The sequence below is a fragment of the uncultured Jannaschia sp. genome, assembly GCF_947494025.1.
Taxonomy (GTDB): domain Bacteria; phylum Pseudomonadota; class Alphaproteobacteria; order Rhodobacterales; family Rhodobacteraceae; genus Jannaschia.
Window position 1 is genome coordinate 1 of the sequence record NZ_CANLTQ010000035.1, and the last position, 21,526, is coordinate 21,526.

Annotated in this window: 19 protein-coding genes and 1 pseudogene; 14 read left to right on the forward strand and 6 right to left on the reverse strand. The window is 66.0% G+C overall.

Annotated elements, in window-relative coordinates:
- Positions 1-285: pseudogene (locus Q1B08_RS18825) on the forward strand (IS5/IS1182 family transposase); the annotation flags it as partial.
- Positions 286-527: 242 nt separating this feature from the next.
- On the opposite strand, the gene argE reads toward Q1B08_RS18825, so the two are convergent.
- The 3 genes from argE to Q1B08_RS18840 all read right to left on the reverse strand — a co-directional run bounded on the left by argE (position 528) and on the right by Q1B08_RS18840 (position 2,633).
- Positions 528-1,679, reverse strand: coding sequence for an acetylornithine deacetylase (gene argE, locus Q1B08_RS18830; RefSeq protein ID WP_299822224.1), 1,152 nt, complete (start codon positions 1,677-1,679; stop codon positions 528-530).
- A 271-nt stretch (positions 1,680-1,950) separates the two neighbouring features.
- Entirely contained in the window at positions 1,951-2,289 is a 339-nt protein-coding gene (locus Q1B08_RS18835; RefSeq protein WP_299822226.1) for an isoaspartyl peptidase/L-asparaginase, read from the reverse strand.
- Positions 2,286-2,633 carry an isoaspartyl peptidase/L-asparaginase gene (locus tag Q1B08_RS18840; RefSeq protein WP_299822228.1) on the reverse strand — a complete coding sequence of 116 codons (348 nt, stop codon included), beginning with the start codon at positions 2,631-2,633 and terminating at the stop codon, positions 2,286-2,288. The genes Q1B08_RS18835 and Q1B08_RS18840 overlap by 4 nt, the downstream gene beginning before the upstream one ends.
- 242 nt (positions 2,634-2,875) lie before the next feature.
- Between Q1B08_RS18840 and Q1B08_RS18845 the strand changes: the two genes are divergently transcribed.
- The 4 genes from Q1B08_RS18845 (at position 2,876) to Q1B08_RS18860 (ending at position 9,773) form a co-directional block, all read left to right on the forward strand.
- Positions 2,876-3,718 (forward strand): cyanophycinase, encoded by an 843-nt coding sequence (locus Q1B08_RS18845; RefSeq protein ID WP_299822230.1) that lies wholly within the window; start codon positions 2,876-2,878, stop codon positions 3,716-3,718.
- Positions 3,705-6,347: a cyanophycin synthetase gene (gene cphA, locus Q1B08_RS18850; protein WP_299822233.1), complete on the forward strand. Its 2,643-nt coding sequence runs from the start codon at positions 3,705-3,707 to the stop codon at positions 6,345-6,347. Before Q1B08_RS18845 ends, cphA begins: the two co-directional genes overlap by 14 nt.
- A 45-nt stretch (positions 6,348-6,392) precedes the next feature.
- Positions 6,393-7,691 carry an ATP-grasp domain-containing protein gene (locus Q1B08_RS18855; RefSeq protein WP_299822235.1) on the forward strand — a complete coding sequence of 433 codons (1,299 nt, stop codon included), beginning with the start codon at positions 6,393-6,395 and terminating at the stop codon, positions 7,689-7,691.
- Positions 7,692-7,757: 66 nt separating this feature from the next.
- Positions 7,758-9,773: a CocE/NonD family hydrolase gene (locus tag Q1B08_RS18860; protein WP_299822237.1), complete on the forward strand. Its 2,016-nt coding sequence runs from the start codon at positions 7,758-7,760 to the stop codon at positions 9,771-9,773.
- 98 nt (positions 9,774-9,871) lie between these two features.
- Here Q1B08_RS18860 and Q1B08_RS18865 read toward each other — a convergent pair whose 3' ends face one another.
- The 3 genes from Q1B08_RS18865 to Q1B08_RS18875 form a co-directional block, all read right to left on the reverse strand.
- Complete coding sequence (locus Q1B08_RS18865) at positions 9,872-11,245, reverse strand: aspartate aminotransferase family protein (RefSeq protein WP_299822257.1); 1,374 nt, start codon at positions 11,243-11,245, stop codon at positions 9,872-9,874.
- A gap of 22 nt (positions 11,246-11,267) precedes the next feature.
- Positions 11,268-12,743 carry an NAD-dependent succinate-semialdehyde dehydrogenase gene (locus Q1B08_RS18870; protein WP_299822239.1) on the reverse strand — a complete coding sequence of 492 codons (1,476 nt, stop codon included), beginning with the start codon at positions 12,741-12,743 and terminating at the stop codon, positions 11,268-11,270.
- Between the two features lie 116 nt (positions 12,744-12,859).
- Positions 12,860-13,354 carry an Lrp/AsnC family transcriptional regulator gene (locus tag Q1B08_RS18875; RefSeq protein WP_299822241.1) on the reverse strand — a complete coding sequence of 165 codons (495 nt, stop codon included), beginning with the start codon at positions 13,352-13,354 and terminating at the stop codon, positions 12,860-12,862.
- Positions 13,355-13,721: 367 nt separating this feature from the next.
- Here Q1B08_RS18875 and dctP point away from each other — a divergent pair, with 367 nt between their 5' ends.
- The 9 genes from dctP to Q1B08_RS22125 all read left to right on the forward strand — a co-directional run bounded on the left by dctP (position 13,722) and on the right by Q1B08_RS22125 (position 21,368).
- On the forward strand, positions 13,722-14,741 hold the full coding sequence (dctP, locus tag Q1B08_RS18880; RefSeq protein ID WP_299822243.1) for a TRAP transporter substrate-binding protein DctP: 1,020 nt from the start codon (positions 13,722-13,724) through the stop codon (positions 14,739-14,741).
- Positions 14,742-14,876: 135 nt separating this feature from the next.
- On the forward strand, positions 14,877-15,428 hold the full coding sequence (locus tag Q1B08_RS18885) for a TRAP transporter small permease (RefSeq protein ID WP_299822259.1): 552 nt from the start codon (positions 14,877-14,879) through the stop codon (positions 15,426-15,428).
- 3 nt (positions 15,429-15,431) lie between these two features.
- Entirely contained in the window at positions 15,432-16,718 is a 1,287-nt protein-coding gene (locus Q1B08_RS18890; RefSeq protein WP_299822245.1) for a TRAP transporter large permease, read from the forward strand.
- Between the two features lie 11 nt (positions 16,719-16,729).
- Positions 16,730-17,167 carry a universal stress protein gene (locus tag Q1B08_RS18895; protein ID WP_299822247.1) on the forward strand — a complete coding sequence of 146 codons (438 nt, stop codon included), beginning with the start codon at positions 16,730-16,732 and terminating at the stop codon, positions 17,165-17,167.
- A gap of 2 nt (positions 17,168-17,169) precedes the next feature.
- On the forward strand, positions 17,170-17,946 hold the full coding sequence (locus Q1B08_RS18900; RefSeq protein WP_299822249.1) for an ectoine utilization protein EutA: 777 nt from the start codon (positions 17,170-17,172) through the stop codon (positions 17,944-17,946).
- A complete protein-coding gene (gene eutB, locus Q1B08_RS18905; protein ID WP_299822251.1) occupies positions 17,943-18,935 on the forward strand; it encodes a hydroxyectoine utilization dehydratase EutB in 993 nt (330 codons plus the stop codon). Before Q1B08_RS18900 ends, eutB begins: the two co-directional genes overlap by 4 nt.
- A 4-nt stretch (positions 18,936-18,939) precedes the next feature.
- Positions 18,940-19,932: an ectoine utilization protein EutC gene (gene eutC, locus Q1B08_RS18910; protein ID WP_299822253.1), complete on the forward strand. Its 993-nt coding sequence runs from the start codon at positions 18,940-18,942 to the stop codon at positions 19,930-19,932.
- 3 nt (positions 19,933-19,935) lie between these two features.
- The gene (gene doeA, locus Q1B08_RS18915) at positions 19,936-21,123 is read left to right on the forward strand and encodes an ectoine hydrolase DoeA (protein WP_299822255.1); all 1,188 of its coding nucleotides are present in this window, start codon (positions 19,936-19,938) and stop codon (positions 21,121-21,123) included.
- Positions 21,081-21,368, forward strand: coding sequence for a DUF5615 family PIN-like protein (locus Q1B08_RS22125; RefSeq protein WP_366140059.1), 288 nt, complete (start codon positions 21,081-21,083; stop codon positions 21,366-21,368). The genes doeA and Q1B08_RS22125 overlap by 43 nt, the downstream gene beginning before the upstream one ends.
- Positions 21,369-21,526: the final 158 nt, after the last annotated feature.

Sequence of the window (21,526 nt, forward strand, 5' to 3'; positions counted from 1 at the left end):
CCGATCCGGAAGAACGGGCGCGCCTGGAAGGAAGACTGCCCGGCACCGAAGGCTCGGAACGAGACGCTGCGCGCCACGAAACGCTACGGTCGCGCATTCTGGAAGCACTGAACCGGATACCACGCCCGAAGCCGCGTCAAGGCGAAGATGCGAGGCGTCAAGGCATTCGGCGAACGCATCGCCGCACGGGACCCCGACCGCCAGACTGCAGAAATCCACATTCGCATCGCCCTCATGAACCGCTTCAACGCCCTCGGCACCACCGAGATCCTTCGCGTGGCATGACATCGGCGGGGAAAGGGAAAGTCACGCCTCAGGCGTGACTTACGCAACAATGCCCCCACGGACCAATCGCGCCATTGCGGCGAACACCTCGGAACAAACCCCGAGAGGTTTGTCCCTCGCCGGGCAATCGAGAGTAGTCGGCCACCGGCAATCAACACATCCGGTGAGAATATTGCCGGTCAATGCCACGGCGTTCGAGAAGATTCGTCGTGGCGCCGGGTCGCGAGGCTGGGGCCTCTCTCCTAGCCGGGGTGCCGGGCGATTTCTACCAGCAGGTCCAGACAGGCGCCGAGTTGTGCCGTTTCGACATATTCATTGGCCTTGTGCGCCTGTGCGATGTCGCCGGGGCCGCAGACGACCGCGTCGCAGCCTAGCGACTGGAACAGACCGGCCTCAGTGCCGAACGACACGACATCTGCTTCGTTCGCGCCGGTCAGACTGACGATGAGCGCGGCGGCCTCGTTGTCGTCCACCGGCTCGAGGCCGCGAACCTCGCCGATGGTTTCGGTCACGATCTCCGCGCCCGGATGGACGGCGCGCATTGCAGGCAGGAGAACGTCGTTGCAATAGTCCCGCGCCGTGCGGACGGCGCATAGATGGTCGTCGTCGGTGACGGGCCGCAGCTCCCAATCCACGCGCGCGAGTCCGGCGATGACGTTGTGCGCGACACCGCCTTCGACCCGGCCGACCTGAAGCGTGGTCCATGGCGGATCGAAGCGGCTGCCTGCGGGGGCGCGATCCCGCAGTTCACCGCGGAGATCGAGAAGGCGGTTAATGAATCGGGCGGCATATTCGACGGCCGAGACCCCGCGGTCCGGTTGCGAGCCGTGGCCTTCGAGACCGTGGAAACTCGTGGAATATTCGCAGCATCCCTTGTGCCCCTCGATGACCCTCATCGAGGTCGGTTCTCCGATCAGGGCCAGTCGCGGGCGCAACCCCTCGGCGCGCAGGAGCTCGGTGAGTTGTCGACCGCCGATGCAGCCGACCTCCTCGTCGTAGGTGGCCGCGATGTGAGCCGGACGCTCCGCCGCCGCCAGATCGGGCAGGCTGGCAAGGACGCAGGCCAGAAACCCCTTCATGTCGCAGGTTCCGCGCCCGTAAAGGCGCCCATCGACCTCCCGCTGAACGAAGGGATCGTCGGTCCAGTCGGTCTCTTCGGCCGGGACCACGTCGGTATGGCCCGACAGCACGACGCCGCCATCGCCTTCCGGGCCGAAACTCGCGAAAAGATTGGCCTTGGTCCCGTTTTCGCTTTCGATGACACGTACCCGTGCGCCTGCGGTCTCGATCCGATCGGCCATCCAAGCGATCAGGTTCAGGTTGCTGTCCGACGACACGGTCGGGAAGGCGACCAGTTCACCCAGCGTCGCGACGGCCGTCTCCAGCCGGGTCACGGATTGGCCGCATGGGCTCGGGGACGGTCGGGCGCAAGCGTCCCACCCTTGCCGATCGGAACCGCACCGGCAACCCGTTGTCCGGGGCGATCCGGTACAAGCCTTTCTCCGTAACGAATGGTCATCTGACAATCCTCACAGGGTACGCCGATCGAGTCCATTGCCGCCCAAGCGCTTCGGTAAACTGGACCGGCGCGTCTTGGGGACGGCGTAGCGCGGAACGCGGTCCGTCTGTCCATCAGTTCATTCCTATGTCGGGGAACCGGTGCCTTCAATAGATCGCGATCCCCCGGTCGACCGCGCTCCCGGTCCAGGCGCGATACATACCCTCGCAGTTGAACGGGGTGGCGATGCGCCCCTCGGCGTCCACGGCAACCGGCCCTCCCGAACCGTTCAGTTCCGGCAACCCGATCCGGACGACATTGTCGGCGGCTTGCGCAAGCGTTTCCCCGGCGAGCCGCATCCGCGCGTCGATTTCATGCGCGGCCGACAGCCTGACGAAAGCTTCGCCATCGCCGGTGGCCGAGATCGCGCAGATGCGGTTGTCGGCGAACGTGCCTGCCCCGATCAGGGGGCTGTCGCCGACCCGGCCGGGGCGCTTCGCGGTCATGCCGCCGGTCGACGTCGCCGCGCGCCTTCGCCGACCATCAACACGTGATCTGTGCGCTCCATGATGCATCGAGCCGGGCGGACGGGGTTGCACGGCCCCATGATGCCGGCGACGCAGCCCGCGCGGCGGTCGCGCCCGTCCATCACCGCGGCGTCCATCTCGTGACGTCCGTCGCGGGTGAGCACCGCCCCCCGGCCGGCATTGGACAGCGGTTCATCCTCCAGGGCGCACAGGGCTTCAGTGACCGAATCCAGGGCGGAGCCGCCCGCGGCGAGAACGGATTCGCCGGCACGCAGGGCGCGGTCGAGCGCGGCGCGGAACCCGGCCTCGCGGGTCGGTGTCATGTACCGGACGGGCAACCCGCCCGCGCCGCCATGGATCGCGATGGAGTAGTCGATGATCGCTCCCTTCGCCGTTTGCCGGATCTATGATGGGCGAGGAACGCCGCCGCCCGGATATCAGGCATTTCAGCCGCGAAAGATTTATTGCGTAGAAAATTTATTAATCTTGACCAGTCGTTGTCAACCTAGACCGCGAAATATAGGATATTCGGAATTCTGGAGGTCAGATGAATATGCCAGCGAAAGTGTCGGCCCGCGGGCCGCTCATCGCGATAGGCGGTGCAGAGGACAGGTCGGACGAAGCGGATATCCTCAAACGCGTCATCGACTGGTCCGGCAAGAGTTCCCCGGTGGTGGGCGTCATCACCACGGCGAGCGCGATTCCCGACGAGGTCTTCCGGGACTATCACGCGACGTTCGGGACCCTTGGCGCCGCCGAGGTGCTGGATATCCGCGTGCGCGACCGCACCGACGCCGCCGATGACGGCTTCATCGATCTGATCGGCCGCGCCGACGTGATCTTCATCTCGGGCGGTGATCAGATGCGCCTGACCAACGTCTTCGGCGGCTCGGCAGCGCTGGCCATGATCCGCTCGCGCCACGCCCAGGGCGCGGTCGTGGCCGGAACCAGCGCCGGAGCTGCCTGCCAGTCGCGGACGATGGTCTACGGCGGCTCGCCGGATGACAGCCTGCGCAAGGGCGCGGTGAAGATGGCGGCGGGCTTCGGGTTCGTGGACGGGGTGATCATCGACACGCATTTCCTGCAACGCGGCCGCTTTTCGCGGCTCATGGAAGTGGGGGCGACCAATCCCGAGTACCTGGGGGTCGGCCTTGGCGAGGACGCGGCGGTGCTTTTCGAGGGCGATCTGATCCGCGCCATCGGCCCGGGCCATGTCATTCTCGTCGACAGTTCATCCATCACGGGGTCGAACGTCTTCGATCTCGACGATGGCGAAGCGGTCACGGTCCACAATGTCACCATGCACGCCTTGATCAACGGATACGGATACAGCCTCCGGGAGCGGCGCGTGATCGCGCCGAGCGAACTCGAAGAACACAGCACGGAGCAGAGCGATGCGTATACTTGAACACCGTGCGCTGCGCGGCCCGAACTACTACAGCCGCTATCAGGCCATCTACATGCGCCTCGATATCGAGGAACTGGAACAGCGTTCGAGCGACCAGGTCGAAGGGATGGCCGAGCGGCTGGAGTCGCTGATCCCCTCGATCTACGAGCATCGCTGCTCGGTCGGGGAGCGGGGCGGATTCCTGCAACGGGTCCGCAACGGAACCTATGCCGGCCATCTGGTCGAGCACGTGGCCATCGAACTGCAGAACCTCGTCGGTTTCTCGGTCGGCTACGGCAAGACAGTCGACAGCTACGAAACCGGCATCTACAACGTCGTCTACCGCTATCGCGACGAAGCGACCGGCCTGGCCGCGGGCATCTCGGCAGTCGAGATCGCCCGGCAAATCTACAATGGCGAGGACGTCGACCTTCAGCCGCATATCGACCGTCTCAAGGAGGTGCGCGACGCCAACGCGCTCGGCCCTTCGACCGGGGCCATCGTCAAGGCCGCCCGGGACCGCGGCATCCCCGCATACAACCTGACCGAGGGGACGAGCTACACCCAGCTCGGCCACGGAATAAGGCAGCGCCGCTTTCAGGCGACCGTCACGGACGCCTCGGGAATCATCGGCCACTCGATCGCGGACGACAAGGACTGGACCAAGCAGGTCCTGAGCGAGGCAGGCGTGCCGGTCCCGAGGGGTCAGACCTGCTTTTCGTTCGAGGAGGCGCGCGAGGCTGCCGAATGGATCGGCTGGCCGGTCGTGACGAAACCGTTGTCCGGCAATCACGGACGCGGCATCACCACGGACATCACCACGGTGGAGGATCTCAGATCCGGCTACGATGCGGCCGTCGCACGGCTGCGCGAAGGGGCCGACGGCGTGATCGTCGAAAGCTACATCAAGGGCGAGGATCACCGGATGCTGGTGATCGGCGGCAAGCTGGTCGCCGCCGCGCGCCGCCGCCCGGCGCATGTGACGGGCGATGGCCAAAGCACCATTCAGCAACTGATCGACCGCGAGAACGAAGACCCCCGCCGCGGCGTGGGCCATGAGAACCTGCTCACCCAGATCCGGGTTGACGAACAGACCCACCGCCTGCTCGACCAGGCCGGGCTGACGCTCGACACCGTACTCCCCGAGGGCGAACTCGCGTTCCTCAAGTCCACCGCGAATATCTCGACCGGCGGCACGGCGAGCGACCTGACCGACGAAGTCCATCCCGAAGTGCGCTTCGCCATGGAGCGGATCGGCCGTCTGGTCGGCCTCGACGTGATCGGCATCGACCTTCTGGCCGAAACGCTGTCCGAACCGTTGGAAAACCAGTCCGCCGGGGTGGTCGAGGTCAATGCCGGCCCCGGCTTCCGGATGCACATGTCGCCCACCCACGGCACGCCGCGACCCGTGGGCGAGCACATCGTCGACATGCTGTTTCCCGACCCTACGGACAACGGCCGCATCCCGATCACCGCGATCACCGGGACCAACGGAAAGACCACCACCACACGCCTGATCACGCATATCCTGCGGCAGGCGGGCAAGTCTGTGGGCATGGGCTGTACCGGCACGGTCGAGATCGACAGTCACGTGATCCTGCGCGGCGACTATTCCGGCCCCGCCGCCGCCCATGCGGTGCTGCGCGAACCGACGGTAGAGCATGCCGTCCTCGAGGTCGCGCGCGGTGGCATCATGCGTCGGGGCCTCGGCTTCGACGAATGCGACGTCGGCGTGCTGCTCAACATCGCCTCCGACCATCTGGGCGAACGCGACATCCACACGCTCGACGAGCTTGCCCGCTGCAAGACCGTCGTCGTCGATGCGGTCAGGCGCGAGGGGGGATATTGTGTGCTGAATGCCGACGACCCGCTGGTGATGGAGCATGGCACGCACTGGGCCCGGGGCGAGATCATCTATTTCACCATGGATCCCGAGAACCCCGCGCTGACGCAGCATCTGAGCGAGCTGGGGATGGTCTTCACGGTCAGGAACGGCATGATCGTCATGCTGCGTGGCAAGGTCACGGTGGAAGTCTGCGCGGTCAACGACGTGCCGATCGCCTTCGAGGGGCACGCGCCATTCAACGTGCAGAACGCGATGGCCGCCGCCGCCGCGGCCACCGCCCACGGGGTCGAGATCGACCACATCCGGGCGGGGCTGCTCACCTTCCACCCGACGCCGGCTCAGATGCCGGGACGCACCAACTATTTCGAGGCCGACGGGGTGAAATGCCTGATCGATTACGGCCACAACGTGCCGGCGCTGAAAGCGCTGCGGCCGCTGGTGGACGGTCTGGCCACGCAGCAGCGGATCGGCGTGGCCACAGCCCCCGGCAATCGCCGCGACGAGGATCTCATCGCCTTGGGGGCCGAACTGGCAGGAATGTGCGATCTGCTGTTCATCTACGAGACCGACGCGCGCGGCCGCGCCACCGGTGAGACCGCGAAGCTGATCCATGAAGGCGCCGCGCAGGCGGAGACGTCCTGCGAGGTCGAGACGATCCATGACGAACACGCGGCGACCGACCGCGCCATCGACGCGGCGCAGGCAGGCGATTTCCTGCTCCTGCTCGTCGACGACATCGAGGGCGCGACCCAGCGGCTCAAGGGACGCAGTTTCCCCCATCAGGCGGAACTCGCACTGCACTGAACGCCGGGGGTTGGCGGGCTGCGGTCCAGAAGCAGAGGAGCGGACATGACGAAGAACGTTTTTGTGGTCGGTCTGAACGACCATAACGCCGAACGGCTCACACGCCTGCGGGGCGTCGAGGATGTCGTCTTCCATCCGCTTCTGACGCCCGCGCAGGTCTATGAGACGCAGGACTTCGATATCCCAGCCATGCTGGACGAGGCGGAAGCGACGCTGGACGGGTTCGATGGGTCCATCGACGCGATCGTCGGCTACATGGACTTCCCCGTCTCGACCATGCTGCCGTTGCTTTGCGAAAAATACGGTACGCGGAACGCCTCGCTCGAAAGCCTGCTCAAATGCGAGCACAAGTTCTGGTCGCGCAGCGTGATGGCCGAGATCGTCCCCGATCACACGCCCAACTTCACCGCGTTCGACCCGTTCGACGAAGAGGCGCTTTCGAAGATCGGCGAGGCGGGCTTGCGCTTTCCCTTCTTCGTCAAGCCGATCAAGTCCTCCGGGTCACGGCTCGGGTTCCGCATCGACAGCCCGGAGGATTTCACCTACGCGACCGAGAAGCTGCGCGCCGAGATCGGGCAGATCTCCGAACCCTTCAACGTCGTGCTGGAGCGGGCCGATCTGCCCGCGCATATCAAAAGCGTCGAAGGCCATTACTGCATGGCCGAGCGGGTGATCGGCGGGCGGCAATGCACCGTCGAAGGCTATGTCCATGATGGCGAGGTCACGCTGTACGGAACGGTGGACTCGATCCGCTATCCGCAGGTTCTCAGCTTCTTCTACTATCTTTACCCCTCGAACCTGCCCGGCCGCGTCCAGGAGCAGATGTGGGACATCTCCCGCAAGGTGATGGAGCATATCGGCTACGACAATGCCGGATTCAACATCGAGTATTTCTGGGACGAGGTCGAGAACAGGATCTGGCTGCTGGAGATCAACACCCGCATCGCGCAGTCCCATTGCGATCTCTTCGAGATGGTCGATGGCGTAAGTCACCAGCAGGTGACAGTCGATCTCGGACTTGGCCGCAAACCCGACATGCCCCATCGCGAGGGGCAGCAGAAGGTCGCAGCCGAATTCTTCTACCGTGTCTTCTTCCGCGACGCGACGGTCGCCCGCACGCCATCGCGGGCCGAGATCGAGGTGGCGGCCGAACAGGTGGACGGCACCAGGATCGTGTCGAACGTCCGCAAGGGGATGCAACTTTCGGAACTGCCCGAGCAGGACGCCTACAGTTTCGCCGTTGCGTCGCTCTGGATGGGCGCGGCCACCGGCTCGAAGCTGCTGTGGAACTACGAGCAGGTGATGAAGCGCCTGAATTACGAGTTCACCGACATCCTGGACTGACGCCGCTGGTGCCTGCAGCCTCGACAGGCTAGCCGGATGGCCGTTCCGAACATGCGAGGCACACCCATGAAGATCGATACCGATCTGCCGCTCCCGGTACGGGAACTGGAACATGTCGAGATCCCGATGCCGGACGGAACACGGCTCGCCGCGCGGATCTGGATGCCCGAGGATGCCGACAGCGCGCCGGTGCCTGCGATCCTCGAATACATTCCCTACCGCAAGAACGACAAGACGCTGGAGCGCGACGCTGCGCGCGCACCCTGGCTCGCCGCACGAAATTACGCCTATGTAAGGGTCGATCTGCGCGGGACCGGCGAGTCCGAAGGCGTGATGAAGGACGAATATACCGAGATCGAGCTGGCCGATGGGTGCGACGTCATCGCCTGGATCGCCGATCAAGCCTGGTGCGATGGCGGGGTCGGCATCGTCGGCATCTCATGGGGCGGATTCAACGGGCTGCAACTGGCGGCATTGCGCCCCCCGGCACTGAAAGCCGTGGTGACGATCTGCTCCACCGACGACCGCTATGCCGACGATATCCACTATATGGGCGGGGTACCGCTGGGCGAACAGCTTTCCTGGGCGTCGGTGATGTTCGGCATCAACACGCTGCCGCCCGACCCGGCCCACGTGGGCGAGCGCTGGCGCGAGATGTGGCACAGGCGGCTCGATGAATCCGGCTTGTGGTTGGAGACCTGGCTCGGGCACCAGGCTCGCGACGCGTTCTGGAAGCATGGATCGGTCTGCGAGAACTGGACCGACATCGAAGTGCCCGTCTATGCCGTTTCGGGCTGGGCGGACGGCTATTGCCGCTCGGTGCTTCGGCTGGTCGAGAACCTGCGCGGACCCGTCAAGGGACTCATCGGCCCCTGGGCGCATCGTTATCCGCATCTCGGCGCGCCCGGTCCCGCGATCGACTGGCTGTCCGAGGAGACGCGATGGTGGGATCACTGGCTGAAGGGCCACGACACCGGCATCATGGACGAGCCTCCCCTGCGCCTGTTCCTTCAGGACCACGCCGAACCACGCAGCCACTACGCCGAACGCGCGGGCCACTGGATTGCCGAACCGGCCTGGCCGTCTCCGAACATCGACGCGACGCGGTTCGGCCTTGGCGCGGACGGCACCCTGGGAGGCGACGGACCGCGGGCCGGCGGAGAGCTATCCGTCGCGTCGCCGCTCTGGGTCGGCGCACATGGCGGCAAATGGTGCTCCTACGCGCATCCGGGCGACCAGCCGGGCGACCAGAGGCGCGACGACGCCGGCAGCCTCGTCTTTCAGACGGCCCCGTTGGACCGCGATCTTCACCTCGTCGGCGACGCGGTCCTGCACCTGAAATGCCGGGTCGACCGCCCGGTGGCGCAAATCGCCGCCCGCCTCGTCGATGTCGCCCCTGACGGAACGGCGACGCGGATTGCCTATGGCCTGATGAATCTCTGTCACCGCGACGGGCACGAGACCCCCGCGCCGGCCGTTCCCGGCGAGGACATGGCGGTCACGCTGATGTTCAAACCGGTCGCCCAGACCTTGCCGGCCGGTCATCGCCTGCGCCTGTCCCTGTCCACGAGCTATTTTCCGATCGCCTGGCCCGCTCCGGAGCCCGTGACGCTTACGGTCCTGCCGGCCGGGTCCGATCTCGTGCTGCCTCTGCGCGCCGAACCCGGCCCGCGAATGCCCGACTTTCCCCCTCCCCGCGCGGGAGAACCCCTCGAAGTCGTGGTTCACACGGCACCGCGATCGGAATGGCGGGTCACCGAGGACATGGATACCGGTCGCATGACGATCGAGATCCGCGATCACGAGGGAGCATCGACCATCGAGCCCCAGCAGTTCTTCCACTTCGCCGAAGGGTGGGAGCGCTACTCCGTGGTTCCGCCGGATCCGGGCTCGGCCGAAGGCGAGGCGATCTGGGTCCACGAGATGTCCCGTGACGGCTGGTCGGTCCGCGCCGAAACGCATACGCGCCTGACCTGCGACACGAAATCTTTTCATATCGTCGCGACCCTGCGGGCGTGGGAGGGCGACAGTCTCGCACGCGAACATGAGTGGTCCGTGTCCATTCCCAGACACCAGGCCTGACCCTCGGCCGCCCGATCCCGGGAAACCGGAACGGAAAAGGCGATCATCTCCATCTTTGGTCAGGGGCGCCCGGCAAGCTCGGACGCCCCCGCCTCGGATCAGTCGCCCAGCACTTCGCGGACAGACGCAGCCGTGATCTCGACGATACGGTCGGCTTCTGCATGGTTGAGACAGAGCGGCGGCGCGAACCCGAGGATGTCGCCCTGTGGCATGGCGCGCGAGATCACGCCCTTCTCGACCATCCGGGCGACGATCGCGCCGGCGGTCTTGCCGGGCTGCTCGTAATGGCGCCGCGTCTGGCGGTCCTCGACCAGTTCCACGGCGCAGAGCATCCCCTCGCCGCGCACTTCGCCGACACGAGGATGCGCGCCCAGGGCTTCGCCCATCTGCGCGTTGAGATAGGCGCCGACCTCGCCTGCATTGCCGATCAGGCCAAGGCTGTCGACCAGCTCCAGATTGGCGATGCCGGCGGCCGCGCCGATGGGGTGGGCCGAATAGGTCCAGCCATGCCCGATCGGGCCGTTCTCGTCGGTGCCCTGCTCGAGCACCTTCCACATCCGCTCGCCCACGACCGAGCCCGAGAGCGGCGCGTAGGCCGAGGTCAGGCCCTTGGCGATGGTTATGAGGTCAGGCTCGAGACCGTAATGCTCCGAGCCTGTAACCGAGCCGAGCCGCCCGAACCCGGTAACCACCTCGTCGGCGATCAGCAGGATGTCGTGCTTCCTCAGCACCTCCTGGATCGCCGCCCAATAGCCTTCCGGCGGCGGCACGATGCCGCCCGTTCCCAGCACGGGCTCGCCGATGAAGGCGGCAATGGTATCGGCGCCCTCGCGCTCGATCAGCGCCTCGAGCTCGGCGACGCAATGGGCGGTGAACTGCGCCTCTGTCATATCCTCGTCGGGGCGGCGGAAATAATACGGCGCCTCGGTATGAATCACCTGGGCCAGCGGCAGGTCGAACTTCTTGTGGAACAATCCCAGTCCCGTCAGCGAGCCGGTCATCAGGCCCGAGCCGTGATAGCCGCGCCAGCGCGAGATGATCTTCTTCTTCTCGGGCCGGCCGAGGATGTTGTTGTAGTACCAGATGAGCTTGACGTTGGTCTCGTTGGCGTCCGATCCCGAAAGACCGAAATAGACCTTCGACATGGTCTTGGGCATCCGCTCCAGCACCATGTGCGCCAGCGTGATCGAGGCTTCGGTGCCGTGACCCACATAGGCGTGGTAATAGGCCAGCTTGTGCGCCTGTTCGGAGATCGCCTCGGCGATTTCGGTGCGCCCGTAGCCCACGTTCACGCAATAAAGGCCGGCGAAGGCGTCGAGCAGCCGGTTGCCGTCGCGGTCCTCGATGTAGACGCCCTCGCCGCCGGTCACGATCCGCTGCGGCGCCTCGCCGCGCGCGAATTGCGCCAGGTGGGTCGAGGGGTGGAAGAAGCTCTCGCGGTCCCACTGGGCCAGCTGATCGTTGGTCAGCATCCTGTTCATGTCGTTCTCCTTGTCACGCCCAGTCGCGGCAGACGTACTTGATGTCGGTGAAGGCCTCGAGCCCGTAGCGAGCACCCTCGCGGGCGAGGCCGGATTGTTTCATGCCGCCGAACGGGATCGGGGCGCCGGTGACCTTGGTGCGGTTCACCGCCACCATGCCGAATTGCAGCGCCCGGCTGGCGCGGTAGATGCGGCGCGGATCCTGGGTGTGCAGGTAGGCGACCAGCCCGTACTCGGTCGCGTTGGCGCGGTCGATGGCCTCTCGCTCGCTGTCGAAGGGGGCGATGGCCGCGACCGGACCGAATGTCTCCTCCTGCATGACCTTCGCCTCCGGGTCCACGTCGGCCAGCACCGTGGCCTGGTAGAACAGCGGACCCTGACGGTCGCGCTCGCCCCCGCAGAGCAGCTTCGCGCCGCGCCCGAGCGCGTCCGTGACGTGCTCCTCCTGCTTGGCCACCGCGCGCTCGTTCATCAGCGGCCCGAGATCGGGATCCTCCGCCCCTGGCCCCAGTGTCAGCGCCCGCGCCGCCTCGGCGAAGCGCGTGCAGAACGTATCGTAGACCGACCGCTCGACGAGGAACCGGTTGGCGCCCAGGCAATCCTGCCCGGTCGTCGCGAACTTGGCCTTGATCGCCTCTTCCACGGCGCGGTCCATGTCGGCATCGGCAAAGACGATGAACGGCGCATGACCGCCAAGCTCCAGCACCAGCCGTTTCACGTTGTCGGCGGACTGGCGGTAGAGCAGCCGCCCGACCTCGGTCGAGCCGGTGAAGGACAGGGCACGGACCCGCGCATCGGCGGTCCAGGCGCCGACGATCTCGGGCGCCGCGCCGGTGACCACGTTGAACACCCCGTCAGGCAAGCCGACGCGCCGCGCCAGCTCGGCCAGCGCCAGCGCCGAGAGCGGCGTCTCGGCCGAGGGATGAACGACGGTGGTGCAGCCCGCCGCGATCGCCGCCGCGGCCTTGCGGGTGATCATCGCCGAGGGGAAGTTCCACGGCGTCACCAGCGCGGCCACGCCCACCGGCTCGCGCCAGAGTTCTACCTCGGCATCCTTCAGGTGCGAGGTGACGCCTTCGATGTTGGGTCGTCGCGCCTCTTCGGAATAGAATTCAAGGAACGACGCGGCATAGTCGATCTCGCCGCGCGATTCCGAGATCGGCTTGCCCTGCTCGGCGGTCATGATCCGGGCGAGATCCTCGCGATGCTCGATCATGGCGCGGTACCAGGCATGCAGCACCCGTGCGCGCTCCTGCGGCAACGACGCCGACCAGGCGACAAAGGCTTCCTGCGCCGCATCCACGGCGCGCGTGGCATCGTCGGCCGACAAATCCGCCACCCGGGCGATCTCCCGCCCCGTTGCCGGGTCGGCCACGGCGAAGTCCGCCGTGCCCTCGATCCAGTCCGCGCCGATCCGGCCCCGCGTCTCGAGAAGACCGGCATCGGACAGCGACGCCGCGAGTTCGTCCTGCCTTTGTGTCTTTGCCATCTGTCCCATCGACTCCTCCCCTTGCATCCGCGCCGATCATGGACGGATTGCCGCGAGATTTCCTCTGTTGCGAGGCCAAGAACCGAGGATTCCTCCGAAGTTCCAGCCCGGTCGCCTCAAACTCTCTGCGCGCCGCCATGCAGCAGGCCGAAGGGCGGCGCGCCGTCCTTGACCTCCTTGGTGACGATGTAGGTGAAATAGCGCTTCAACCCGATCCGCGCGTCCAGCAGCGCGTCCAGCAGCGCCTGGTAACTCGCCACGTCGCGGGTCACCACCTGCATCAGGTAGTCGTAGCCGCCCCCGATCGCCCAGCAGGCCACCACCTCGTCGTGATCCGCCACCGACCGCTCGAAGGCCCGGAAGCTTTCGGCGCGGTGGCTCTCCAGTTCGACGGTGACGAAGACCGTGACGTGCGGCCCGAGATGCGCGAGCGACACGTCGGCGCGATAGCCGCGGATCAGCCCCGCCCGTTCGAGCTTGCGCAGCCGCTCCCAGCACGGGGTGGGCGACAGGTTCACCCGCTCCGCAAGGGCGGTCTTGGCGATGCGCCCCTCCCGGGACAGGACCGCAAGGATGGCGATGTCCCGGTCATCGAGTGAAAGCCTGCTCATGCGCCGCACCGTTGGGAGGCGGGGCGAACTTGTCAATCTCGCGCCGCGCCGCCGATCGATGCGCGTCTGGCCTGCTTCTCGACAAGCCATCAGCATGGGGCACAACATCTGGGCGACTCGCGGGATCGTCCCGCAAAATCATCCACACGCTGTCTGCAAGCCAATTAACAATTGACGCCCTGTGGTCGGCGCAACACAGTGGACAGGGTAACGCTTCGGGGCTCATGAAGGGCCGAACGAAGGCCGGACCCGCGCGCAGAACGAGCATGACTACCGGTTCGTCGTCCTGCGACCTGGCCTGTGGCCGGGACAGACGGCGAGTTCCGGGTCGGGACGGCGAAGTCCAGGACAGGAGGGAAGACTGACCATGAGAACACATCACATCCTTACCGGAACCGCGCTTGCGCTCTGCCTCGCGGCCCCCGCAGCCAATGCCGAAACATGGCGCTATGCCTTCGAGGAGGCTCTCGAGGAGGTGCAGGGCAAGTTCGCGCAGAAGTTCAAGGAGGAGGTCGAGGCCAATTCCGACCACGAGGTCCAGCTCTTCCCGTTTGGCACGCTGGGCGAGAGTGCCGACACGATGGAGCAGGCTCAGGCCGGCATCCTGCAGTTCGTCGATCAGTCGCCCGGCTTCACGGGCGCACTGATCCCCGAAGCGCAGGTCTTCTTCGTCCCGTACCTGCTGCCGCAGGAACAGGAGCCGCTGTTCGAGTTCTTCCGCAACTCGGTGGCCATCAACGAGTTGTTCCCTGAACTCTATGCCGAACAGGGTCTTGAGCTTCTCACCATGTTCCCCGAGGGCGAGGTCTGCATGACCACCCAGGAGCCGGTGCGCAGCCCCGAGGATCTCAACGAGGTCAAGTTCCGGGTGATGACCAACCCGCTGCTGGTGGAATCCTACAACGCCTTCGGCGCGGTGCCGACGCCTCTCCCCTGGGGCGAGGTCTACGGCGCGATGCAGACCGGCATCATCCAGGGCCAGGAAAACCCCGGCTTCTTCCTCGAATCGACCAAGATGTACGAGGTGAGCAACGTCATCACCTGCATCGGCCACAACAACTTCACCACCGCGGTGATGGCTAACAAGGAGTTCTACGACGGGCTGCCCGAAGCGGACCAGCTTATCATCCAGAACGCGACCGACGCGGCCTTCGAATACATCCTCGAATACCAACAGGGACTGCAGGAGGAGAGCCTCGACAAGATTCGCGAGGCCAAGCCGGACATGGAAATCAACGTCCTGTCCGAAGAAGAGCGCCAGCCCTTCATGGAGACGGCCGCACAGGTGGAGGAAGCGTTCATCGGCATGGCCGGCGAGAGCGGGCAGCAGATTCTCGACCAGATGAAGCAGGACCTCGAAGACGCACGACAGGCGACTTCTGGCTGAACCCCCACAGCGCCGGGCGGACAGCACCCCCGCCCGGCGGCCCCTGCAGGAGCGACCCATGTGACCCAGGACCCCGACGCGGCGTCGGACGCGACGCAGACGACGACCGCCGACCAGTCGGACACGCTCGACGACGTGTCGGCGCTGCCCGGATTTCTCGGCACGATCGACGTCGCGGTCGCCCGTCTCGAAGCGGTGCTGCTGGCCGCCGGCGTGCTGCTGATGGCGGCCAACACGGTCGCCAACGTCGTCGGCCGTTACCTCCTCGGATCGAGCATCGTCTTCTCCGAGGAACTCAATCGTATCCTGATCATCCTGATCACATTCGCGGGCATCAGCTACGCGGCGCGACACGGACGCCACATCCGCATGTCGGCCATCTACGACGCGCTGCCACCGAAAGGCCGCAAGATGATGATGATCGTGATCGCCTCGATCACGGCGGTCTGCATGTTCGGGCTGGCGTGGTACTCGTTCGGCTTCATCCGGACGTCGGCCGGACAGGGCCGCCTGCTGCCGTCGTTGCAGATACCGGTCTGGTGGACCCTCGTCTGGGCGCCGCTCGGCTTCACGCTGACCGGCATCCAGTACGCGCTGACGGCGTTCAAGAACATCTCAGAGGACGATATCTACCTGTCCACCAACGTGCTCGAAGGCTACGGCACCGACGAAGAACGGGAGGTCTGAGCCGTGGCGACAACCATCTTCTCGGTCATGATCGTGCTGCTCCTCCTGGGCTTCCCGATGATGATCCCGCTGCTGATCGGCGCCTTCGTGGGGTTCTATGGCCTTTTCGGCGGCCTCGGCCAGATGGAGACGATGGTCCAGCAGATGATCGCGGGGATCCGACCAGCCTCGCTGATCGCGGTGCCGATGTTCATCTTCGCCGCCGACATCATGACACGCGGCCAGTCCGCCGGTCGCCTCATCGACATGGTCATGGCCTTCGTCGGCCATGTGCGCGGCGGCCTCGCCGTCTCGACCGCGGCGGCCTGCACCATGTTCGGCGCGGTTTCGGGCTCGACCCAGGCCACCGTCGTCGCGGTCGGCTCGCCGCTCCGGCCCAGGATGCTCAAGGCCGGGTACAACGACAGCTTCGTGCTGGCGCTGATCATCAATTCCGCCGACATCGCGTTCCTGATCCCGCCCTCGATCGGCATGATCATCTATGGCGTCGTCTCTGGCACCTCCATCGCCGAACTCTTCATCGCCGGGATCGGACCGGGCCTGCTCATCCTGGTGCTGTTCTCGATCTACAGCATGATCTACGCCAAGCGCCACGGCGTGCCGACCGAGCCCAAGAGCAGCTGGGCCGAACGCGGCCGCGCGGTGCAAGGCGCCCTCTGGCCGCTCGGCTTCCCGGCGATCATCATCGGCGGCATCTATGGCGGCATCTTCTCGCCGACCGAGGCCGCGGCGGCCTGCGTGCTCTATGCGCTGATCCTCGAGGTGATCGTGTTCCGATCCCTGAGCCTCAAGAGCGTCTATGATACAGCCAAATCGACCGGCCTCATCACGGCGGTGGTCTTCATACTGGTAGCCGCCGGCGCCGCCTTTTCCTGGGTGATCTCGTTCGGGCAGATCCCGCAGGCGGTCCTTGGCGGCATCGGCATCGACGATATGGGGCCGATCGCGGTGCTTTTCGTGATCTCGATCGCCTTCTTCATCGGCTGCATGTTCGTCGACCCGATCGTGGTGATCCTGATCCTGGTGCCGATCTTCGCGCCCGTGGTCGAGAGCACCGGCCTCGACCCGGTGCTGGTGGGCACGATCATCACGCTGCAGGTCGCCATCGGCTCGGCCACCCCGCCCTTCGGATGCGACATCTTCACGGCGATCGCGGTCTTCAAGCGCCCCTATATCGAGGTCATCCGCGGCACGCCGCCCTTCATCGTCATCCTGCTCGGGGTCGCCGTGGCATTGATCTACTTCCCGCAGATCGCGCTGTTCCTGCGCGACATCGCCTTCGGGGAATGACCAGGATGGGCATGTTCTCCAATATTCTCGTCGGCTACGATGGATCGAAGAACGCGGCGCTTGCCGTCGAAAAGGCGGCCGAGATCGCAGGCCTCTGCGAGTCCGAACTGACGGTTCTGACGATCTTCCGCCATCACAGCCTGCTGGAGGCATCGCTGTCGATGGTCCGGGTCAATGATCCGGGCTCGCTCGACGACGCAATGCGCAGCTACGCGACCGAGACCGCCGAATTCGGCAAGGCGATCGCGCGCGATAACGGCATGTCCGGGGCCCGCGCCTTCGTCAGGGCCGGCCATCCCGCGCGCTCGATGATCGACTTCGCAGAGCAGCACGACGTCGACCTGATCGTGATCGGCAGCCGCGGCGTCGGCTCCGTCGAGAATTACCTGCTCGGCAGCGTGTCCCACAAGGTCTCGGGCCTCGCGCGTTGCCCGGTCCTGGTGGTCTGACAGTGACGCAGGGCATCGAGACACTCGGCGACGTGCGCCTGGAGCCGCCCGGCGCCGTCGCGCGGCTCGGCCTCGTGGCGCTCTCCACCGACCTTACGCTCGAACGCGACGCGATGCGGCTTCTGCCGCCCGACGACGTCGCCTTGCATGTTTCCCGGATCGGCTTCCGAAATCCGACGACACCGGCCAATTTGCGCGCCATGTTGCCCGGGCTGAGCGACGCTGCGGACCTTCTGGTGCCCGGGATGGACCTGGCCGCGATCTGCTTTGGATGCACGTCGGCCTCGATCACGCTCGGAGACGCGGCAATCGACGACGCCATCGGCCGCGTTCGGCCGGGTGTTCCGGTGATCACGCCGGCGCGGGCCGCAGTGCGGGCTTTCGGCGCGCTCGGTGTCCGCCGCATCGCTCTGCTGACGCCGTACCTGATCGAGACGACCGAGGCGGTGACGGCATATTTCACCGCCGCGGGGTTCGATGTGGTCCGGACCTGCTGCATGGACATCGCCGACGATCGCGATATCGCGCGGATCTCGTCCGACACGATCGTCGCCAGCGCCGAGGCCGCCGACGCGCCCGAGGCGGAGGCGATGTTCATCGCCTGCACCGCCACGCCCGCGCTCGGTCTCATCGCCGGGATCGAGGCGCGGCTCGGCAAACCCATGGTGACCTCCAACCAGGCGAGCCTCTGGCAGATGCTCGACATCGCCGGGCAGCCGATGCCGCAGGGCTACGGACGGCTTTTCGATGTCCCCCAGCGGAGAAGGGGCGCCGCATGAGAGGTGTCGGTATTGAAGAAATCGAAGCCGCGCGCGACCGGATCAAGGGCCTCATCCGCCGCACGCCCGTCGAGACCTCCGCCTCGCTTGCCGAGATCGCCGGCCAGCCGGTTCACTTGAAGTTCGAGCACCACCAGTTCACCGGCAGCTTCAAGCTGCGGGGTGCGACGAATGCCGTGGAGCAGCTTTCGGAGGCCGAACGCGCCCGTGGCGTCACCGGCGCCTCCACCGGCAACCACGGCCGCGCGCTGGCCTTCGCAGCCCGACGGGCCGGCGTCCGCTGCGTGATCTGCATGTCGGCGCTGGTTCCCAGGAACAAGGTCGAGGCCATCGGCGGCGAGGGCGCCGAGATCCGCATTGTCGGCCGCAGCCAGGACGACGCCCAGGAAGAGGTCGACCGTCTGGTCGCGGACGAGGGCATGGTCATGGTCCCGCCGTTCGACGACGCACGGGTGATCGCGGGACAGGGAACGCTGGGGCTCGAACTTCTCGAGGACGTGCCGGATCTCGCGGTCGCCCTGGTGCAGCTTTCGGGCGGCGGGCTGATCTCCGGCGTCGCCGCGGCGCTGAAGGCGCGAAAGCCCGGGATCCGGGTCATCGGCATCACGATGACCCGCGGCGCGGCGATGCATGCGAGCCTCGCGGCCGGAAAGCCGGTCCCGGTCGAGGAATTACCGACGCTGGCGGATTCGCTTGGGGGCGGGATCGGCCTCGGCAACCGTCATACCTTCGCCATGGTGCGCGACCTCGTCGACGAGGTCGTGCTGCTGAGCGAGGACGAGATCGCCGACGGCGTACGCCACGCCTACCGGCGCGAGCGGCAGGTGGTCGAAGGCGGCGGCGTGGTGGGCATCTCGGCGCTGCTGCACAGACGCATCCGACCCGAAGGCCCCGTGGCCGCGATCCTCACCGGCGCCAGCATCGACATGGACTTGCATTATCGCCTGATCTCGGGAGAGAACGTGGACCTGATGCGGGAAGCGGGCTGAGCGGATGGCGAAGATCACCTTGCTGTCGGAAGCGGAGCTTCGGGGCCTCGTTGCGCTCGACCTCGAGACTGTCGACGTGGTCGAAGACGCCTTTCGTACCCTCGCCGCCGGAAACGTGGTCATGCCCCCGATCCTGTCGATGGCGATCCGGGACGCGCACGGCGAGGTCGACGTCAAGACCGCCTATGTGCCCGGCCTGCCGGGCTTCGCCATCAAGGTCTCGCCCGGCTTCTTCGACAATCCCAGGCTCGGTCTGCCATCGACCTCCGGGCTGATGATCATGCTCTCGTCCCGGACCGGGCAGGTCGAGGGGCTGCTTTTCGACAACGGCTATCTCACCGATGTCAGGACCGCGGCCGCCGGCGCGGTCGCCGCACGCCACCTCGCCCGGGAGGGTGCGGAACGCGCAGCCATCCTCGGCTCAGGCATGCAGGCGCGGCTGCAACTCGCGGCCCTCTGCCTCGTCCGCCCGATCCGCAGCGCCACGATCTGGGCGCGCGACCCCTCCAAGGCGGAGACTGCCGCGCGGGAGCTATCGGAAAGTCTTGGAATCGATGCCTGCGCGTGCCGGAGTGCCGAGGCGGCGGTCGAGGCCGCCGACGTGATCGTGACCACCACGCCCGCGGCCACGCCGATCCTGATGGCCGACTGGCTGAGGCCTGGACAGCACGTCACCGCAATGGGGTCGGACCAGCACGGCAAGGCCGAACTCGAGCCGGCCTGTATCGCGCGCGCGGACCTCTACGTTCCGGATCGGCTGTCGCAGACCCGCGCGTTGGGCGAACTGCGGTCCGCCATCGCCGCGGGCGTGGTGTCCTCCGACCAGGAGTACCCCGAACTCGGCGACATCGTCGCCGGAAGGTCGCCGGGCCGCGGCTCGGACCGGCAGATGACCATCGCTGACCTGACAGGCACCGGCGTCCAGGATACGGCGATCGCGAACCACGCGTTCCGCCGCGCCCGCGACGCAGAAACCGGCACCCTTTTCGAGAGCTAGATCATGGCCATAATCGACACGTTCCGATTCACCGACGCCGAATATGAAAGCCGCCTGGCTCGCACAAGGGTGGCGATGGAAAAGGCGGGAATTGACGTCCTCATCACCTCCGACCCGTCGAACATGGCCTGGCTCACCGGCTATGACGGCTGGTCCTTCTACGTCCACCAGGCGGTGATCGTCGGCCCGACCGGCGACCCGGTATGGTTCGGGCGCGAGCAGGACGCCCAGGGGGCGCTTCGCACCACCTACATGGCCGATGCCGACATCATCGGCTACCCCGACTATTTCGTTCAATCGACCGAGCGGCACCCGATGGACTACCTCGCCGCCAAGCTCATCGATCGGGCCTGGCATACCGGCAGGATCGGGGTCGAAATGGACAATTACTGGTTCTCGGCGCGCGGCTACCGGTCGCTTTCCGATGGCCTTGCGAACGAGTTGGTCGATGTCACCGCCCTGGTGAACTGGCTGCGGGGCATCAAGTCCCCGGACGAGCTCGACCGGATGCGCAAGGCTGCGCGCATTGTGGAGCGGATGCACGCCCGCATCGTCGAGAAGGTCGAGCCGGGAATGCGCAAGTGCGACCTCGTCGCCGACATCTACGACGCCGCGTTGCGCTATGACGAGGATTGGGGTTTCGGCGGCGACTACCCGGCGATCGTGCCGCTGCTGCCCTCCGGAACCGACGCCGCCGCGCCGCACCTCACGTGGGACGACAAGCCGATGAAGACCGGCGAGGGCACGTTCTTCGAGATCGCGGGATGTTTCCGCCGCTATCATTGTCCACTCTCTCGCACGATTTTCCTGGGCGAGCCGACGCAGCAGTTTCTCGACGCCGAGAAAGCCGTACTCGAAGGAATGGAGATGGGTCTCGACGCCGCGCGGGCCGGCAATACCTGCGAGGATATCGCAAACGCCTTCTTCGACGTGCTGCGCAGATGGGGAATAACCAAGAACAACCGCACCGGCTATCCCATCGGCCTCAGCTATCCGCCCGACTGGGGCGAACGGACCTGCTCGCTTCGCCCCGGCGACAGGACCGTATTGCAACCCGGCATGACGTTCCATTTCATGACCGGGCTCTGGCTCGACAATTTCGGTTTCGAGATTACTGAAAGTATCGCGATCACCGACGGCGACCCGGAATGTCTCGCCGACGTTCCGCGAAAACTGGTAGTCAAGAGTTGATCGGTCTGGATCGCGCCCCTGACACGGAACTCTGGGAGCATGCGGCCCGAGAAGGCTTTGCGATCGCCACCCGCGACGTCGACCTTGCCGAAATAGCTACGCTTCGCGGTGCTCTTCCACTCGTCGTTTGGCTGCGTGGCGGCAACAGTTCGACGGACGCTGTAGAAGCAGCATCACGTGCGCGCTACGCCGACATCGTCGCTGCGGAGGAGAGCAGAGCGAGTTGCGTCGAGGTCTGGTGGTAAGGGTAAGACCATCAACAGAAATTGCAGCCCGATCGCTATTGCAACCGAGTAGAAGTGTCGCTCGGGCTGCAAAGCAGAAGCGTCGCGAGTGCGGCGGTTGGGGGCGGCCGGACAGAGTGCAGACGTCAAGGATCGGAGCCTTGACCGGCCGCCTGCGC

What these genes read in the sequence shown, in the direction of transcription:
- dctP (WP_299822243.1), top strand. Translation starts at nt 13,722, where the DNA reads ATGAGAACACATCACATCCTTACCGGAACCGCGCTTGCGCTCTGCCTC.
- Q1B08_RS18875 (WP_299822241.1), bottom strand. Translation starts at nt 13,354, where the DNA reads ATGAGCAGGCTTTCACTCGATGACCGGGACATCGCCATCCTTGCGGTC.
- cphA (WP_299822233.1), top strand. Translation starts at nt 3,705, where the DNA reads ATGCGTATACTTGAACACCGTGCGCTGCGCGGCCCGAACTACTACAGC.
- Q1B08_RS18870 (WP_299822239.1), bottom strand. Translation starts at nt 12,743, where the DNA reads ATGGCAAAGACACAAAGGCAGGACGAACTCGCGGCGTCGCTGTCCGAT.
- Q1B08_RS18855 (WP_299822235.1), top strand. Translation starts at nt 6,393, where the DNA reads ATGACGAAGAACGTTTTTGTGGTCGGTCTGAACGACCATAACGCCGAA.
- Q1B08_RS18835 (WP_299822226.1), bottom strand. Translation starts at nt 2,289, where the DNA reads ATGACCGCGAAGCGCCCCGGCCGGGTCGGCGACAGCCCCCTGATCGGG.
- Q1B08_RS18895 (WP_299822247.1), top strand. Translation starts at nt 16,730, where the DNA reads ATGTTCTCCAATATTCTCGTCGGCTACGATGGATCGAAGAACGCGGCG.
- Q1B08_RS18860 (WP_299822237.1), top strand. Translation starts at nt 7,758, where the DNA reads ATGAAGATCGATACCGATCTGCCGCTCCCGGTACGGGAACTGGAACAT.
- Q1B08_RS18865 (WP_299822257.1), bottom strand. Translation starts at nt 11,245, where the DNA reads ATGCTGACCAACGATCAGCTGGCCCAGTGGGACCGCGAGAGCTTCTTC.
- eutC (WP_299822253.1), top strand. Translation starts at nt 18,940, where the DNA reads ATGGCGAAGATCACCTTGCTGTCGGAAGCGGAGCTTCGGGGCCTCGTT.
- Q1B08_RS18840 (WP_299822228.1), bottom strand. Translation starts at nt 2,633, where the DNA reads ATGACACCGACCCGCGAGGCCGGGTTCCGCGCCGCGCTCGACCGCGCC.
- doeA (WP_299822255.1), top strand. Translation starts at nt 19,936, where the DNA reads ATGGCCATAATCGACACGTTCCGATTCACCGACGCCGAATATGAAAGC.
- eutB (WP_299822251.1), top strand. Translation starts at nt 17,943, where the DNA reads ATGAGAGGTGTCGGTATTGAAGAAATCGAAGCCGCGCGCGACCGGATC.
- Q1B08_RS22125 (WP_366140059.1), top strand. Translation starts at nt 21,081, where the DNA reads ATGTCTCGCCGACGTTCCGCGAAAACTGGTAGTCAAGAGTTGATCGGT.